This window comes from Pseudogemmobacter sp. W21_MBD1_M6, from assembly GCF_052119585.1.
Classification (GTDB): Bacteria; Pseudomonadota; Alphaproteobacteria; order Rhodobacterales; family Rhodobacteraceae; genus JBGQOJ01.
The window spans coordinates 80745-97536 of record NZ_JBGQOJ010000006.1 but is presented as its reverse complement, the minus strand read 5'-3'; the positions used below and the strand labels follow the sequence as shown (position 1 = coordinate 97536).

The window sequence follows — 16792 nt, the reverse complement described above, 5'->3', positions numbered from 1 at the left end:
GCGCGCGAGTATTTGGACCGAGAAGAACTCACAGCTTCGTCTTGGAATAAATATCCGCGCGCGCAGCGCAAACCCGAGCCGCCGCGCCAGCGGTGCGAGACCAAAACCGTCGCGCGGAACGCGCGTCCTTTGGATCAGAGGGGAATGCCGCGCCGCCCGGCCAGATCTGTAAAATATTGCCACGCAACGCGACCAGACCTGCTGCCTCGTGTTGCCTGCCATTCAATCGCCTCGGCCCGCAGCGTGACATCGTCGATCACCACATCATGCGCATCGCAATAACCGCGGATCATGGACAAATACTCGTCCTGAGTGCAGGGATGGAAGCCAAGCCACAGGCCGAACCGGTCCGAAAGAGACACTTTTTCCTCTGTCGCCTCGGATGGAGAAATCGCGCTTGATCGCTCATTCTCGATCATATCGCGCGGCATCAGATGGCGGCGGTTGGATGTCGCGTAGAACACCACATTGGACGGCCGCCCTTCGATCCCGCCATCCAGGACCGCCTTCAGGGACTTGTAGTGCTGGTCATCATGACTGAACGACAGGTCGTCGCAGAACAGCAGGAACCGTTTGCCCGACGAACGCAGCAGGTTCAGCAAGCGTGCGATAGAGGGCAGATCCTCACGCTGGACCTCGACGATTTTCAACGCATGGCCCTGGCGCAGCACCTCGGCATGGATCGCCTTGACAAGGCTGGATTTTCCCATCCCCCGCGCGCCCCAAAGCAGCGCGTTATTTGCCGGCAGGCCGCGCGCGAATTGCAGCGTATTTTCCAGCAAAGTGTCACGCGACCGGTTGATGCCAATCAGCAAGGACAGGTCCACCCGGTTCACGTCGGGCACGGGGGCCAGACGGTCGGGTTCCACATGCCAGACGAATGCGTCCGCCTCGCTGAAATCCGGCATGGCCGCCGCTGGCGGGCTCATCCGTTCCAGCGCTGCGGCGATACGTCTGATCGCCTCAGCGCTCATGGCTTGTCCTCGGGCTCCGGCTCGTCGTCAGCCAGATCGTCCTCGTCATCCTCGAACCACAGACCCTGTGCCCGCAGATTGGCCTCGCGTTGTTTTTCGACGCGGCGGACCAGCATGATAGAGATTTCGTAAAGGCCGTAAACCACGGTGAACAGGATCACCTGCGTGATAACATCCGGCGGGGTCACAATGGCCGCCAGAAGCAAAATGCCGACGACCGCATATTTGCGCACATCGCCCAGACCCTTGGCCGAGACCAGCCCGGCCTTGCCCATCAAGGTCAGCAGCACAGGCAACTGAAAGCAAAGACCGAAGGCCAGAATGAACTTGATCGTCAACGACAGGTATTCATCGACAGAACCCTGGAACGTTATCCCCGCTTCTGCCAGTTTCGTGCCGTCCGTAGCGGCCGCACCGACACCAGAACCAGTGCCCATCTGTTGAAATCCCAGAAAGAAATCAAAGGCCAACGGGATCACGACATAAAACGCAAAGGCGCCGCCAATCGCGAACATGATCGGCGAGGCCAGAAGGAACGGCAGGAACGCATTCTTTTCGTTCTTGTACAGGCCCGGTGCCACAAACCGCCAAAGCTGCGCGGCGATATAGGGAAAGGCCAGAATGAACCCGCCCATCAATGAGATGCGGATGGCGACGAAAAAGCCTTCTTGCAGCTTGATCAGGATCAGCCCGCATTCCTGCCCGCGATCGCGCAAGGACCCGCAGATCGGGTCGGTCAGGATGTTGAATATCTGGTTCCAGACCGTGTAGCAAATCACCATCCCGATAATAAAAGCGATGACCGACTTGATCAACCGGTTCCTCAGTTCAGCCAGATGCTCGATCAGGGGCGCACTGCTGTCGTCGACGTCGTCGGTCATGCTATGTCAGATCCGGATTGTTTCTTTGCGCGGGGCTTGGCCGCAGGTTTAGGGGCCGCGTTGACTGCTGCCTTGGGGGGAACAGCCGCCTTGGGTTTCGCGGCGGTCTTGGCCGCGACCTTTTTGGCGGCCTGCGCTTTCCCGGCAGGTGCAGGCGTGGTGTCGGCGGGGGCCTCGGCAGCCTTTGCTGCCTTTGCCTCTGCCGTCAAACGCTCTGTCGCCTTTTTTGCCGTGGCCTCCGATATCTTCTTGGCCATCGCCGCGCGCTCTTCGGAAAGTGCCGCAGTCGCAGGGCCCTTGGGGGCCGTCGATTTTGTCGGCTCCCACTTCTCGAACTTCGTCGCGGCATCCTTCAGCTTGTCCAACCCCATGCTTTTGGCAGAGGTCATGTTCTTCAGGTCTTTGCCCATATCGGCCATGCCGCTCTCTTTCGCGGCGTCGTCCATGGCACGCTGAAATTCGCGCCCCATACCCTTTGCCTTGGCGATAAACCGGCCAAGAGTGTGGAACATGCCGGGCAGGTCTTTGGGACCGACCACAATAAGGGCAACAATTCCGATCAGTAGCAGCTCGGTCCAACCGATATCAAACATCCGGGGTCACCCTAATGAGGACAGGCGATCAGGCCTTGTCCTTCTCCGATTTGGGCGTGACGTCTTTTGCGTCGTCCATGCCCTCTTCCAGTTCTTTGGTGCCTTCGCTGACACCCTTTTTGAATGATGTGATGCCTTTGCCCACTTCGCCCATCAAGGACGAAATCTTGCCGCGCCCGAAAAGGACCAGCACGACAACCGCAATAAGAAGAAGGCCGGGAAGGCCGATATTGTTCAGCATGAGTTCTCTCCCACTATGGGCCACAGGACCGGCCCCTATTTCAAGCATTGTATTTATGGGCTCGCAGGTCGAGTGAAAAGGACCAATCACTGCGCCAGGGGGATTTTCCGGGTGTTATTCTGCGGTTTCCGTGCCGAAGCCCGCCTTTAAAAACACTCCTGACATGTTAATGTCAGTTGTGGGGGCTGCGTTGGCCCAGGTTTCTCTAGAATCAGGGGCAAGGAATGCGCAGAAGCGACAGGCTGTTCGAGATGATCCAGATCCTGCGTGACGGGCGCCTTCACCGTGCGCAGGACATGGCGGACCGCTTGGGTGTGGCGGTGCGCACGGTCTACCGTGATATGGACACCCTGATGACCTCGGGGGTGCCGGTGATCGGCGAACGCGGGCTTGGCTATGCGATGACCGCGCCGATCACCCTGCCGCCTTTGAACCTCAGCATGATAGAACTGGAGGCGCTGCATCTTGGAATGGCCGTCGTCGGGCAGGCCGGGGACGCCGAACTTCAGCAGGCCGCGCGCAGCCTGTCGGCCAAGATCGACGCGGTGCTTCCCGAAGACCGGAGCGCACCGCCAACCGGCTGGGGCTTTGCGACCTATCCATTCAAAGACGCGGCGGCGGGGTTTGCGCATTTGCCGACACTGCGGGCCGCGATCCGGTCACGCCAGAAACTGCGGATGACCTACACCAATCTGGGCCGCGAAACCGCCGAGCGCGTCATACGCCCGCTTAAGATGGAATACTGGGGCAGGCTGTGGACCTGCACCGCCTGGTGCGAATACTGCAATGATTTCATGGTGTTTCGGATCGACCGGATGGACGACATCAAATTACTGCCGTCACTCTTTGTCGAGGAACAGGGGAAAACCCTGATCGACCACATGGCCCGCCTGAAAGCCGGGGAGAATATCGCATCCGATTGAGGCGCCTGCGGCGCCATTCCTTTTCGCACTTCGTGCAATTTCGCGCTCCGCGCGCGGATATTTGGACCAAGAAGAGTCTAATCATTCCTCTTGGTCCAAATATCCGCGCCGCAGGCGAAAACCCGAGCTGTCGCGCCAGCGACGGCGAGACAAAGACGTCGCGCGGAACGCGCGGCCTATGGATCAGCGCACCGGAAAGACAAAGCAGCGGTCGCGCCGGATCATCAGCCACAGCGGCATTCCCACTTTCGGCAGAAAGACCGATGGCACCGAGGCCTTCAGGACCGAACCATCAAACTCCATCCGGAACTCAACAAGGCTTTCCTTGCCCATGAACCGTGCGCGTTCCACAAAGGCGCGCGCCGCCACCCCTTCGGACGGCGTAGGGTTGGGGCCACGGCCCGCACGGTCAAAGTCGATGCGCAGGTGTTGTGGCCGGATGATGATCTCGACCTCGGTTCCATCCGCAACACCCGGCGCCAGGAACTGGCCAAAGGGCGTGTCGGTCAAGGCCCCCTGAACTTTGCCTCGCAAGATATTGATATCACTGAAAAAGGCAGCAGCTTCGCGATCCTTCGGCGAATTGTAGATGTTATAGGGCGCGCCGCTTTGCACAATCTTGCCATTGCGCATCAGGGCAATTTCATCGGCCATGCGCATGGCCTCTTCCGGCTCGTGGGTGACCAGAAGAACGGCGGCCCCCTCGTCCTTCAGCACCTCGAGCGTCTGATCGCGGATCTCGTCGCGCAGGCGGTTGTCCAGCCCGGAGAACGGCTCGTCCATCAACATGATCTCGGGCCGCGGCGCAAGGGCGCGGGCCAGCGCGACGCGCTGCTGTTCGCCGCCCGACAGCTGGTGTGGGAAGTCATCAATGTGGCGCAGCATGTCGACGCGGGCCAGCAAATCCTCGACCCGAGCGCGGCGCGCGGCACGCGGCCCGGTCAGGCCAAAGGCAACATTGCCTTCGACCGACAGATGCGGGAACAATGCGAAGTCCTGGAACATCAAACCGATAGAGCGGCCTTCGGGCGGAACGAACACCCCGTCGCCCGCCACCAGTCGGCCATCGACCAGAACGCGGCCCTCGTCCTGCCGGTCCACACCCGCAATAATCCGCAATGTTGTGGATTTTCCACAGCCCGACGGACCCAGCAGGCACGTCACCTGCCCCGGAAGAACCGAAAGCGACACATCGTCCACAACTGCGCGCCCGCCGAAACGGCGTGTGATATGTTGCACTTCTAACCGTGGTTTATTGCCTTGCACGCCTGCCTCGCCCCAAATCCGATCAAAACCATCGGGTTTCAAGCGGGATACCAGCCTCTTTCCAGCGCCGCAACCCCGTGGTGCGCGGCAAGGGGGCGGCGAAATGATCCGGGTCAATGCAAAGCCTCCCGCAGATGGTCACATAAAACAGGCGCATGATTCACGCGGGCGTCGATCACAGGAGGCCCCGATGACCCCGATCCTTGTCGCAACAGATCTTTCGGCACGATCCGACCGCGCGGTGCAGCGGGCCTTTCGTCTGGCGCAGGGGTTGGGTTGCGGCCTGACGGTTGTGTCCATTGTCGACAGTTCGCTGCCCGTCGACATGGCCGAAACGCTGCGCGAGGATGTGGAACGCCGCCTTGCGCGGATGACAAAGGACGTCGCACGGATCACACCCTGCAAATACTCCTGCATGGCGGTTCTTGGCGACATCAGTCTGGATCTTCCCGATATCGCCGAAGACCAGAACGCCAGCCTGATCGTTTTGGGCCAACACCGGCCGCGCGGCTTGGCGGATCTGATCCGCCAGACAACGATGGAACGTCTGGTTCGCGGTAGCCGCAGACCGGTTCTGATCGTCCGCGACCCCGTGTTGCACGACTATGGTCAGGTTCTGGCACCGGTTGATTTCGGGCCTTCCTCGGCCGAGGCCGTGCGCGTTGCCGCACGCATCGCGCCATTGGCCGATATTCATATGGTCCACGCGCTGCACATCCCGTTTGGCGGGTTGACCGGCGCGGCGGCGCTTGGGATTGAGGTCAAGCGCCTGACAACCGAGGCCGAGGCCGAGCGCAGGGCCTGGCTGGCAGACGCCCTTCTGCCAAAGGCGGCGGGGCTGCCCGAGATTGTGCAGGGGTCACTGCATCAGGTGTTCACCGCCCAGATGGCACAGCGACAACCCGATCTGGTGGCGGTCGGCGCGCATGCCCGCACTGGAACCGCGCCCTTTATTCTGGGCAGCTTTGCCAATGACCTGATGCGCGAACTGCCCTGTGACCTGCTGGTCGCCCGCCCCGCGAGGGAGTAGACCGCCCCGCGAGGGAATGAACCGCCCCGCGAGAGCCTAGATCGTTGCGTTGGTCGCACCACCGTCCAGCAGGATGTTCTGCCCCACGATAAAGCCCGCGTGTTGCGAGCACAAAAAGGCGCAGGTCGCGCCGAATTCCTGCGCCGTGCCGTAGCGGCGGGCGGGGATCGTCGCGGCGCGGTTGGCCTTGGCCTGATCCATGCTGATGCCCTGAGCATCGGCGACGCCCGCGTCCAAAGACACGGCGCGGTCCGTGGCGTGGATGCCCGGCAAAAGGTTGTTGATCGTGACACCCGAAGGGGCCACCTGACGCGAGGTGCCCGCAACATAGCCCGTCAGGCCGGTGCGTGCCGCGTTGGACAGGCCCAGTGCCGCGATGGGTGCCTTGACTGATTGGCTGGTGATGTTCACCACCCTGCCCCAGCCCTTGTCCATCATGGCGGGCAACAGCGCGGTCATCAGCGCGATGGGCGTCAGCATATTGGCGTCCAGCGCCTTGATGAAATCGTCGCGGTTCCAGTCGCTCCAGATTCCCGGAGGCGGGCCACCCGCGTTGGTCACAAGGATATCCACATCGCCAGCCGCCGCCAGAACCTCTGCGCGGCCCGCCTCGGTTGTGATGTCGGCGGCAACCGTCACGACAGACACGCCATATGCCGCGCGGATCGCGCGGGCCGCCTCTTCCAGCGGGCCGGTGCTGCGGGCGTTCATGACAAGATCGACACCGGCCCCAGCCAACGCCTCGGCGCAGCCGCGCCCCAGACCTTTTGATGACGCGCACACCAATGCCCGTTTTCCTGCAATTCCAAGATCCATCCGTATCGTCCTTTGTCCTGCGCCTGATTCATTGTCCTATCGCTAGCATCCCGTTTTCATCTGCGAAACCCTATGGTCGCGCCGCCGGCCACGATCACACAGGACCGATTTCGGTGCGAATGCCATGAAACTGCCGCGATGTTGACCCGATCGGGCCAAGCCCCTATGGTATCTCATGGGTAAGCGGACATGTTCGGGCTGCGCTTTTTTCGTTTGCTGGCTGCCCGGTGCATGGCGCATTTACGATTTGAAGGCAGTGCTGGAATGAAGCTTATCCCGACAGGGGGAACCATCCCCGTTCAAAGCCTTCCGGTGTTTGACGCAAATGATTTCATCGTGACCAATGGTGCCAATCTGGGCGATCCTTTGTCCTTTGCGGCAGAGATGATGCTGGACGACGTCTATACCCTGTCCGAGAGTGCCCACCGCCACCGGCTGGCCATCAGCGCACTTCCCGACGGCGACATCTTCACAATCAACAAGGCGACCGAAATCGGCACGCCCGGGTCCAGCCTGCATCTGGATTGCTGCGCGACATTGATGCCCTCCGATGGCTCTACCGTCGAAGTGATCGTCATGGTCGAGGTCAGCGCCGAGGATGATGCCGTCGAAGGCGTCTATTTCCTGCCCATGGCCAACCTGAACCCGAAACAGGAATACTCGCTGGTCGGCATCGACAAGACTGCGCCCCGCGCCCGTTTTGCCGAGGTGGCCTGCGTCAGCTTCACGCGCGGCACCAACATCACGCTGGCCGACGGACGCCAATGCCCGATCGAAATTCTGCGCGCCGGTGACAAGGTGCTGACCCGCGACAACGGCACTCAGGAAATCCGCTGGATCGGGCAGAACACCGTCCGCGCCACGGGCAGTTTTGCCCCGATCCTGATCGCAAAGGGGACGTTGCACAATGAAAATGACCTGACCGTCAGCCCGAACCACCGTCTGTTCATCTACCAACGGAACGACAACCTGAAAGTGGGCCGCTCCGAGGTGCTGGTGAAGGCGAAATATCTGGTGAACGGCACGACGGTCCGGCAACTGGATGGCGGGTTTGTGGATTACTTTCAGTTGTTGTTCGACCAGCACGAAATCATCTATGCTGAGGGGATCGCGGCTGAAAGCCTGCAACTCGACACCCGCACCCGCAGCGCCCTGCCAGAGGATGTGGTCAACCGTCTGGCCAGTGCCGGCACCGTGATGCAACCCAATCGGGGCGCCGAATTCGAAGTGTCGGAACACGGCCTGACCGGACTGGACATCGCCGAGATTTTACGGCGGGCAAGTTCCGGCTGATGCCTAGACCCCGACGACTTCGGGTCTCAGGCTATAGAAAATATACAGCACCTCTGCCTTTTCGTGATCGCCGACGCCAGAGTTCGACAGCGCCAGCATCAGGTCATCGACCGTTGCCATGAATTCCATGTCCGAAATGTTCATGTGCCGGTGGGCGCTGCGCATATCCTTGCCGGCATAGACCTGCGGCCCGCCCGATCCGGTAACAAAGAAATCAGCGGCTATTTTCTTCATCGCGGGCACGTCGCTACCGGCGAACCGCGCGGCGATCAGCGGGTTGGCAACGTGATAATCCACCATCTCCGATGCGATTCTGGTGATCGCTTCGGTCCCGCCCAGTCGGGTAAAAAGTGTGTCTGACATGTTTTGGTCCTTTCCTTGGCAATGAAACATCGGGGCATCCCCCCCCATGACAAAAGGCTAACGCCTGCCCCCAAATCGCGTCCAGTCCAGTTTCTGAACCTCGGACGCCCCACGCCCGCGCCCCGTTTCAAATCCTTGCCCTTCCCCGAACCCGCGGATATACGCGCAGCCATGTTGGATCGCACTCATAACGCCCCCGTTTTGCCGCCCGAAATCGCGCGTCGCAGAACCTTCGCCATCATCAGTCACCCTGATGCGGGCAAGACGACGCTGACCGAAAAATTCCTGCTTTATGGTGGCGCGATCCAGATGGCCGGACAGGTGCGCGCCAAGGGCGAAGCGCGGCGAACGCGCTCTGACTTCATGCAGATGGAAAAGGACCGCGGCATCTCTGTCTCGGCCTCTGCCATGTCGTTTGATTTCGGAGATTACCGGTTCAATCTGGTGGACACCCCCGGCCACTCGGATTTTTCCGAGGACACTTATCGCACCCTGACCGCAGTCGACGCCGCCGTCATGGTCATCGACGGCGCAAAGGGCGTTGAAAGCCAGACACGCAAGCTGTTCGAGGTCTGCCGCCTGCGCGACCTGCCGATCCTGACGTTCTGCAACAAAATGGACCGAGAAAGCCGCGATACATTTGAAATCATCGACGAAATCCAGGAAAATCTGGCGATCGACGTGACCCCTGCCAGCTGGCCCATCGGGGTTGGCCGCGAGTTTATCGGCTGCTACGACCTGCTGCGCGACCGTCTGGAACTGATGGACCGCGCCGACCGCAACAAAGTGGCGCAAAGCGTGTCGATCGAGGGTCTGGACGACCCGAAACTTGACGATCTGATCCCCGCCGATCTGCTGGCAAAGCTGCGCGAAGAGGTCGAAATGGCCCGCGCCCTGCTGCCCGCCTTTGACCGGCAGGCGCTGCTTGACGGCACGATGACACCGATCTGGTTCGGCTCTGCGATCAACTCTTTCGGGGTCAAGGAACTGATGGCCGGCATCGGCAAATACGGCCCCGAACCGCAGGTGCAAAAGGCCGAACCCCGCTCTGTGTCCCCCGACGAGGACAAGGTTGTGGGCTTTGTGTTCAAGGTGCAGGCCAACATGGACCCCAAGCACCGCGACCGCGTGGCCTTTGTGCGCCTCGCCTCGGGCCATTTTATCCGCGGGATGAAGCTGCTGCATGTGCGGTCCAAAAAACCGATGGCCATCTCGAACCCCGTCCTCTTCCTCGCCTCGGACCGCGAACTGGCAGAAGAGGCCTGGGCGGGCGACATCATCGGCATCCCGAACCACGGGCAATTGCGCATCGGCGACACCTTGACCGAGGGCGAGGCGATCCGCGTCACCGGCATCCCGTCCTTTGCACCCGAATTGCTGCAAACCGTCCGCGCCGGCGACCCGATGAAGGCCAAGCATCTGGAAAAGGCCCTGATGCAATTCGCCGAGGAAGGGGCCGCCAAAGTGTTCAAACCTGCCATCGGCTCCGGCTTTATCGTCGGGGTCGTCGGGCAGTTGCAGTTCGAGGTTCTGGCAAGCCGGATCGAGCTGGAATACGGCCTGCCCGTGCGGTTCGGCCCGTCGCAATTCACCTCTGCCCGCTGGGTTTCCGGTGACAAGGCGGCTGTGGATAAGTTTGTGAATGGAAACAAAGGTCACATCGCCCATGACCACGACGGTGACATCGTTTACCTGACGCGTCTTCAGTGGGATATCGACCGGATCGAGCGCGATCACCCGGAATTGAAACTGACCGCGATCAAGCAAATGATGATCTGAAGGCAGTTTCCCTGACAGACGCTGGCCGCAAATGACTGGCTACTGTTTCTCCGATCACGACAATGGCCGGAAACTGGCATAAATGTTACCACTTTGGAACGCCACATTGACCCTGACCCATATTTTGGATAATCAGGCGCGATAAGGGACGCGCTTGTGTATAACCTAAGGCCATCCGGGCCAATGCTCCCATGACCGATACGGCCATATCGTGCCGTAGAACACGGATACGAATGATAAAATTCTCAGACTTGAAGCTGGACCCGAAGGTATTGAAAGCCATCGAGGATAGCGGCTACGAAACGCCAACGCCGATTCAGGCAGGCGCCATTCCTCCCGCCCTTGAAGGGCGCGATGTTTTGGGGATCGCCCAGACGGGGACCGGCAAAACCGCCTCGTTCACCCTGCCGATGATCACCATGCTGTCAAAGGGCCGCGCCCGTGCGCGGATGCCGCGCAGCCTCGTTCTTGCGCCCACGCGCGAACTGGCCGCACAGGTTGCCGCAAACTTTGACGCTTATGCCAAATACACCAAACTGACGAAGGCCCTGCTGATCGGCGGCGTCTCGTTCAAGGAACAAGACCAGTTGATCGACCGTGGCGTCGACGTGCTGATCGCGACCCCCGGCCGTCTTCTGGACCATTTCGAGCGTGGCAAACTGCTGCTGACCGGCGTGCAGATCATGGTCGTGGACGAAGCCGACCGCATGCTCGACATGGGGTTCATCCCCGACATCGAGCGGATCTTCGCAATGACGCCGTTCACCCGCCAGACGCTGTTTTTCAGCGCCACAATGGCCCCCGAGATCGAGCGGATCACAAACACCTTCCTGTCGAACCCCGCCAAGGTCGAAGTGGCCCGCGCCGCCACGACCTCAAAGACGATCGAACAGGCCGTGGTCATGTTCAAACCGACGAACAAAGCCCGGCAATCCGCGGAAAAGCGCGAGATCCTGCGCGCAATCATCGAGTCCGAGGGCGATGCCTGTTCGAACGCGATCATCTTCTGCAACCGCAAAACCGACGTCGATATCGTCGCCAAGTCCCTGAAACAGCACGGCTATGACGCCGAGCCGATCCATGGCGATCTGGAGCAGTCCAAGCGTATGCAGGTGCTGCAAGGCTTCCGCGACGGCACGCTCCGCTTCCTTTGTGCGTCGGACGTGGCCGCACGCGGTCTCGACATCCCGAACGTCAGCCATGTGTTCAACTACGACGTGCCCAGCCACGCCGAGGACTATGTGCACCGCATTGGCCGCACAGGCCGTGCAGGGCGCTCTGGCAAGACCTTCATGATCTGCGGCCCGTCCGACGACAAGAACTTTGCCGCGATTGAGCATCTGGTCAAGGAAACCATCCCGCGCGTCGACAACCCATTGGGCACCAAGGCCCCCGCTGCCGAACCTGCCACCCCCGAGGAACAGGCAGAACCGCGCAAGACCTCGTCGCGCTCGCGGTCCAGATCGCGCACTGCGTCGCGCTCCGAACCGAAGCCCGCTGTGACCGAAGCCGCCCCCGTGATCGACACGCCGGTTCAGGCAGACGCGGCGCAACCGACGCCTGTCGAGTCCGCCCCCAAGCCCGAGGTAAGGCCCGAAATCACGGCAGAGCAGCCCGAACAGGTTGCACGCGCCTCGTCTCGCTCGCGCGCTCCGGCGCAATCCTCGCCCCGCAATTCGGGCGGCGGACGCAACGACAGACAGATCGTCGGCATGGGCGACCATATGCCAACCTTCATCGCCAAAAGCTTTGACGAACGGCGCACGTCGTAACCTACTCTGCCGGGAAGGTCTGTTCAGTATCTTCTCGGCAAAAATACTCTCGCGCAAAAAAACCACAGCGCGCGACCTGAGCACCCGACGGGTGCGAGGCATAAAAAATCGCGCTGAAAGCGCGTCACTTACCTAAAATGCGCTGAAAGCACGTCTGTTGGATCAGAAAAAAGGGGCGGCAGCATCATACTGCCGCCCCTTTTTTTATGCTCTACTGCGCAACCAGACGGCTGACAACAACGGTCACCTCCGGCTTTTTGCCGATTTCATCCATCGACGTCTGGCGGATCACCCGGCGCATTGCCTCTTCCAGCTTGTCGTCATCCGACAGCGTCCGGTGATCGGCACGACCCAGAAACTGGCTGATGCCCGCCTCCAGAATATCGACCAGCGGCGCGTTGGAAATGCCCGTCTCCGCCAGACCCATGGTCTCGACCCAGGCCTCGCCCAGCACATCGTCCTCGTCGTCGATCACCAGCGTTGCCAGAACATGGCCGTTCATCGCCATCCGGATCCGGTCGCGCACAACGCCGTCCATTGCCCCGATCTGGACCTTGCCGTCCAGATAGATGCGGCCGGCCTCGACATGGTCGACAACCTTGGGGGACTTGCCCGTCAGGTCGATCATCGTGCCGTTCGTGGCGATCACGCCCTTGATGCCCTTTGCTTCGGCAATCATTACATGCTCGCGCAGGTGGCGATGTTCGCCGTGCATCGGAATCACGATCTGCGGCTTTACAATGTCATGCAGCGCTTCGATATCGGGGCGGTTCGCGTGGCCCGAAACGTGGTAGACGTTGGAACTGTCATCGACAATATCCACGCCCATCTCGCTGAAATTGTTGATGATCCGCAGAACACCGCGTTCGTTTCCGGGAATGGTTTTCGACGAGAACAGGAACAGATCGCCCTTCTTCATCTCCAGACCCAGATACTTGCCACGGCTCAACGAGGCAGAGGCGGCGCGCCGCTCTCCCTGACTGCCGGTCACCAGCAACAACAGGTTCTCGCGCGGCAACTGCGAGGCATCCTCGGGCGACACAACCGATGGAAAGCCCTTCAGGACGCCCGATTGCTGGCCCGCTTCGACCATGCGACGCATGGCGCGGCCCAGCAGCACAACGCTGCGGCCTGCCTTGTTTCCGGCCTCTGCGATGGTTTTCAGTCGGGCGATGTTCGACGCGAACGTGGTCGCGACAACCATGCCCTTGGCCCCCGCCACCAGCTTGGTGATCTCAGGCCCGACAGTCGCCTCGGACCGGCCCTTGTGCTGGCTGAAGATGTTGGTGGAATCGCACACCAACGCCTTGATCCCGTCCTTCGACACATCCGCCCAAAGCGCCGGGTCAAAGGGTTCGCCGACCACGGGCGTCTCGTCCAACTTGAAGTCGCCCGTATGGATGATCCGCCCCTCGGGCGTGTCGATCACCATCGAAGAACTCTCGGGGATCGAGTGCGAGATCGGCAGGAAACCGACCTTGAAGGGCCCCGCCTGCACCTGCTCCGGCCAGACGTTGGCGATGATCAACTGATCCAGATCCCCGCCCTGCTCTTCCATCTTGCGCCGTGCAATGTTGGCGGTGAACGGACGCGCGTAAACCGGCGCGTTCAGCCGCGACAACAGATGCCCCACAGCGCCCACATGGTCTTCGTGCGCATGTGTGATAAATATCGCGTCCAACCGGTCGGCGCGCTGTTCCAGCCACGAAATATCGGGCAGGATCAGGTCAACGCCGGGGCTGCCCTCTGCTTCGGGGAATGTGACCCCCAGATCAATCAGGATGAACCGTTCTTTATTCCGTGGCCCGTAGCCGTAGACGTAACAGTTCATTCCAATCTCGCCCGCCCCACCGAGGGGGAGGTATATCAGCCTATTGCTGCTCATAAGTTACCTAAGTCCTTGTTATATTTATGGATGACGGTCAACCCGTGCATCGTGAGTGTGTCTTCGAATTCGTCAAACAGCGCGTCGCCTTGTGAAAACAACGTCGCCAGACCGCCTGTGGCGATCACCTTCATCGGTCGTCCATGCTCCGCCTTGATGCGGGTGCAGATCTCGCGGATCAGGCCTATGTAGCCCCAGAACACACCGGCCTGCATGCAGTCCACCGTATTCTTGCCGATCACCTGATTTGGCATGGTAATATCTATGTGCGGCAGGGCCGCAGCGGCCTGATGCAACGCCTCCAGGCTCAGATTGACACCGGGCGCAATCGCACCGCCGATATAGGCGCCATCCTTGTCCGCAACATCGAATGTAGTGGCTGTTCCGAAATCTACAATGATCAGGTCGCCACCGAACAGGTCAAATCCCGCGACCGTGTTGACCAGACGGTCCGGCCCGACCCGCGTTCCCTCGTCAACGCGCACGTCCACCGGCAGCGCGCATTCGGGTTTCCCGACCACGATCGGGCGGCAGTCAAAGTAGCGGTTGCACAGAACCCGCAGGTTGAACACCACGCGCGGCACGGTGGAACTGATGATGGCCTCGGTAATTTTCACGTCGATCTTCTGGAAATTCATCAGCGTCGATATCCAGACATAATACTGGTCCGCCGTGCGCTGATGTTCGGTCGAGGTTCGCCAATGCGACAGGAATTTCTCGCCGTCCCAGATACTGAATACCGTGTTGGTATTACCGCAGTCGATGCAAAGAAGCATATGCGCGTTCCTCAGAAAAAGATGTCGGCAGCAGGGATCGCCCTGCGGCCTGATTGCGATGTCAGCACCAGATTGCCGGTCTCGTCCACCGTGTCGAAGGTGCCAGTCACGGTTTCGGTGCCGGTGCGGGCGGTGATCACCTGCCCGATTTTCGCGGCGCGGGCCAGCCACGCGGTGCGGATCGGGGCGAACCCATAGGTGGTCAGCTGCGCCTCCCAGTGGGCAAAGGCGGGGGCAAGCACGTCCAGAAACTCCTCGGGCGTGACCAACGCACCGGTTTCGGGCATCAGGGCCACGGGCGGCACCGCCCCGGCCTCGACCGCGTCGCGTGGCGGGGCCGCCACTAGATTGACGCCGAACCCGATGCTCAAGTGCCCGACGCCACCGCCCTGCCCAATGCTTTCCAACAAGATCCCGGCAACCTTGCCGCCGTTCAAAAGCACGTCGTTCGGCCATTTCAGCGCGAAAGGCTCTGCCCGACCTGTGACCGCCACAAAGGCCTCGTGCAGGGCCAGCGCCGCCACGAAAGACCGCAGCGCGACCTCTGCCGGTGTGCCGGCGGGACGCATGACCAGCGTTGCGGCAAAGTTTCCGGCGGGGTTAGCCCAGACCCGCCCGCGCCTGCCGCGCCCGGCCGTCTGATGCTGCGCCAAAAGCCAAGCTGGCCCCATCAAGGACGGGGCCAGACGCGCGGCTTCGGCATTTGTGCTGTCGATTTCGGCGTAGACCCTGCGGTCCACGCCTGAGGGCCAGTTAGTTGACAAGCGTCGCCGCCGCCGCCGCCGCAAGTCCCTCGACCCCGAACAGATTGACGATTCCCACAACCATCGCGCCGGCAGAGGCCATCAGAAACCCCCAAAGCACAGGCGACATGCCGCCATCCAACGCCTCGGTGTCCTTGCCGAAATACATGAAGAACACGATCCGCAGGTAATAGAACGCGCCGATCACCGAGGCGATCACCCCTGCCACGGCCAGCCACGCCATATCGGCATCATAGGCCGCACGCAGAACGTAGAACTTACCGAAAAAGCCGACCAGCGGCGGCACACCCGCAAGGCTGAACATCAGCACCAGCATGGCCAGTGCCCGAAGCGGCTCTTTCTTGGAATAGCTGTTCAACGCGTAGATCGAGGTCACGGGCTGGCCGTCTTTTTCCATCGACAGGATAAAGGCGAACGTCCCGATATTCATCGTCACATAGATGGCCATGTAGATCAGCATCGCCTGAACACCAAAGGCCGTGCCCGCCGCCAGCCCCATCAGCGCAAAGCCCATATGAGCAATCGACGAATAGGCCATCAGGCGCTTGATATTGGTCTGGCCAATGGCCGCGATCGCCCCAAGGAACATCGAAATCACCGACAACAGCGCGATGATCTGGCTCCAGTCGGACACGGCATTGCCGAAGGCATCGAACATCACGCGGGCGAACAGGCCGATGGCCGCGACCTTTGGTGCGGTTGCAAAAAAGGCTGTGACCGGAGTTGGCGAGCCTTCGTAAACGTCGGGCGTCCACATATGGAACGGCGCCGCCGATACCTTGAACGCCAACCCCGAAATCAGGAACACCAGACCGATCAACAACCCGATCGACACCTCGCCCGCAGAGGCTGTGGTGATGATCCCCGAAAACAGCGTTGTGCCCGAGAACCCGTAGATCAGCGACGCGCCATAAAGCAACATGCCCGATGACAACGCACCCAGCACGAAATACTTCAGGCCCGCCTCTGTCGATTTGACGCTGTCCCGGCGCAGCGCGGCCACGACATAAAGCGCAAGGGATTGCAGTTCCAACCCCATGTAAAGCGCCATCAGGTCACCGGCGGACACCATCATCATCATCCCGACCGTCGCCAGCGCGACAAGGATCGGATACTCGAACCGCAGCAAACCGCGACGGGTCATATAGTCCTGGCTCATCAGCAGCACCGCCGCCCCCGACAACAGGATCACGACCTTGGCAAAGCGGGCAAAGCCGTCGTCGATGAACATGCCGCCAAAGGCAAGCGTGGTCGTGTTACCGGACAGGCCGACAAAAAACGCCAGCACGACCATGACCAGCGCCGTCGCCCAAAGGATCAGCGGCGCGGCTTTGTCCTTGGTCGTGTAGACCCCGAACAGCAGGGCTGCCATGGAAAAGACGGCCAGAACGATTTCGGGCAGGACTGTTGAAACATCGGCAGAGATCATCGGACCC

Annotated in this window: 16 protein-coding genes; 5 read left to right on the top strand and 11 right to left on the bottom strand. The window is 60.8% G+C overall.

Going from position 1 to position 16792, the window contains the following annotated elements:
* Nucleotides 1-134: 134 nt before the first annotated feature.
* The 4 genes from ACEN2R_RS09115 to ACEN2R_RS09100 are packed head-to-tail and all read right to left on the bottom strand — an operon-like array spanning nt 135 to nt 2689.
* Complete coding sequence (locus tag ACEN2R_RS09115; protein ID WP_442041428.1) at nt 135-974, bottom strand: ATP-binding protein; 840 nt, start codon at nt 972-974, stop codon at nt 135-137.
* Nucleotides 971-1855, bottom strand: coding sequence for a twin-arginine translocase subunit TatC (gene tatC, locus ACEN2R_RS09110; RefSeq protein ID WP_442041426.1), 885 nt, complete (start codon nt 1853-1855; stop codon nt 971-973). The genes ACEN2R_RS09115 and tatC overlap by 4 nt, the downstream gene beginning before the upstream one ends.
* Nucleotides 1852-2448 carry a Sec-independent protein translocase protein TatB gene (gene tatB, locus ACEN2R_RS09105; protein ID WP_442041424.1) on the bottom strand — a complete coding sequence of 199 codons (597 nt, stop codon included), beginning with the start codon at nt 2446-2448 and terminating at the stop codon, nt 1852-1854. Before tatB ends, tatC begins: the two co-directional genes overlap by 4 nt.
* 28 nt (nt 2449-2476) lie before the next feature.
* Entirely contained in the window at nt 2477-2689 is a 213-nt protein-coding gene (locus ACEN2R_RS09100) for a twin-arginine translocase TatA/TatE family subunit (protein ID WP_442041422.1), read from the bottom strand.
* A gap of 224 nt (nt 2690-2913) precedes the next feature.
* Between ACEN2R_RS09100 and ACEN2R_RS09095 the strand changes: the two genes are divergently transcribed.
* Complete coding sequence (locus ACEN2R_RS09095; protein ID WP_442041420.1) at nt 2914-3612, top strand: helix-turn-helix transcriptional regulator; 699 nt, start codon at nt 2914-2916, stop codon at nt 3610-3612.
* Nucleotides 3613-3795: 183 nt separating this feature from the next.
* Here the strand turns inward: ACEN2R_RS09095 and ACEN2R_RS09090 are convergent, their stop codons facing one another.
* A complete protein-coding gene (locus tag ACEN2R_RS09090; RefSeq protein ID WP_442041418.1) occupies nt 3796-4851 on the bottom strand; it encodes an ABC transporter ATP-binding protein in 1056 nt (351 codons plus the stop codon).
* Nucleotides 4852-5068: 217 nt separating this feature from the next.
* On the opposite strand from ACEN2R_RS09090, the gene ACEN2R_RS09085 reads away from it, so the two are divergent.
* The gene (locus ACEN2R_RS09085; RefSeq protein WP_442041416.1) at nt 5069-5908 is read left to right on the top strand and encodes a universal stress protein; all 840 of its coding nucleotides are present in this window, start codon (nt 5069-5071) and stop codon (nt 5906-5908) included.
* A gap of 36 nt (nt 5909-5944) precedes the next feature.
* Here ACEN2R_RS09085 and ACEN2R_RS09080 read toward each other — a convergent pair whose 3' ends face one another.
* Entirely contained in the window at nt 5945-6724 is a 780-nt protein-coding gene (locus ACEN2R_RS09080) for an SDR family oxidoreductase (RefSeq protein WP_442041414.1), read from the bottom strand.
* 264 nt (nt 6725-6988) lie between these two features.
* Here ACEN2R_RS09080 and ACEN2R_RS09075 point away from each other — a divergent pair, with 264 nt between their 5' ends.
* Entirely contained in the window at nt 6989-8017 is a 1029-nt protein-coding gene (locus tag ACEN2R_RS09075; protein WP_442041412.1) for a Hint domain-containing protein, read from the top strand.
* Nucleotides 8018-8020: 3 nt separating this feature from the next.
* Here ACEN2R_RS09075 and ACEN2R_RS09070 read toward each other — a convergent pair whose 3' ends face one another.
* The gene (locus tag ACEN2R_RS09070; RefSeq protein WP_442041410.1) at nt 8021-8380 is read right to left on the bottom strand and encodes a group I truncated hemoglobin; all 360 of its coding nucleotides are present in this window, start codon (nt 8378-8380) and stop codon (nt 8021-8023) included.
* Between the two features lie 171 nt (nt 8381-8551).
* Here ACEN2R_RS09070 and ACEN2R_RS09065 point away from each other — a divergent pair, with 171 nt between their 5' ends.
* Both ACEN2R_RS09065 and ACEN2R_RS09060 read left to right on the top strand, forming a co-directional pair.
* Nucleotides 8552-10159 (top strand): peptide chain release factor 3, encoded by a 1608-nt coding sequence (locus tag ACEN2R_RS09065; RefSeq protein ID WP_442041408.1) that lies wholly within the window; start codon nt 8552-8554, stop codon nt 10157-10159.
* A 233-nt stretch (nt 10160-10392) separates the two neighbouring features.
* Nucleotides 10393-11931: a DEAD/DEAH box helicase gene (locus ACEN2R_RS09060; RefSeq protein ID WP_442041406.1), complete on the top strand. Its 1539-nt coding sequence runs from the start codon at nt 10393-10395 to the stop codon at nt 11929-11931.
* 211 nt (nt 11932-12142) lie between these two features.
* Here ACEN2R_RS09060 and ACEN2R_RS09055 read toward each other — a convergent pair whose 3' ends face one another.
* The 4 genes from ACEN2R_RS09055 to nuoN are packed head-to-tail and all read right to left on the bottom strand — an operon-like array spanning nt 12143 to nt 16785.
* The gene (locus ACEN2R_RS09055; protein WP_442041404.1) at nt 12143-13816 is read right to left on the bottom strand and encodes a ribonuclease J; all 1674 of its coding nucleotides are present in this window, start codon (nt 13814-13816) and stop codon (nt 12143-12145) included.
* Nucleotides 13813-14592, bottom strand: a complete 780-nt coding sequence (locus ACEN2R_RS09050) for a type III pantothenate kinase (RefSeq protein WP_442041402.1) — start codon at nt 14590-14592, stop codon at nt 13813-13815. The genes ACEN2R_RS09055 and ACEN2R_RS09050 overlap by 4 nt, the downstream gene beginning before the upstream one ends.
* A gap of 11 nt (nt 14593-14603) precedes the next feature.
* The gene (locus ACEN2R_RS09045; protein WP_442041400.1) at nt 14604-15332 is read right to left on the bottom strand and encodes a biotin--[acetyl-CoA-carboxylase] ligase; all 729 of its coding nucleotides are present in this window, start codon (nt 15330-15332) and stop codon (nt 14604-14606) included.
* 13 nt (nt 15333-15345) lie between these two features.
* Nucleotides 15346-16785, bottom strand: coding sequence for an NADH-quinone oxidoreductase subunit NuoN (nuoN, locus tag ACEN2R_RS09040; protein ID WP_442041398.1), 1440 nt, complete (start codon nt 16783-16785; stop codon nt 15346-15348).
* Nucleotides 16786-16792: the final 7 nt, after the last annotated feature.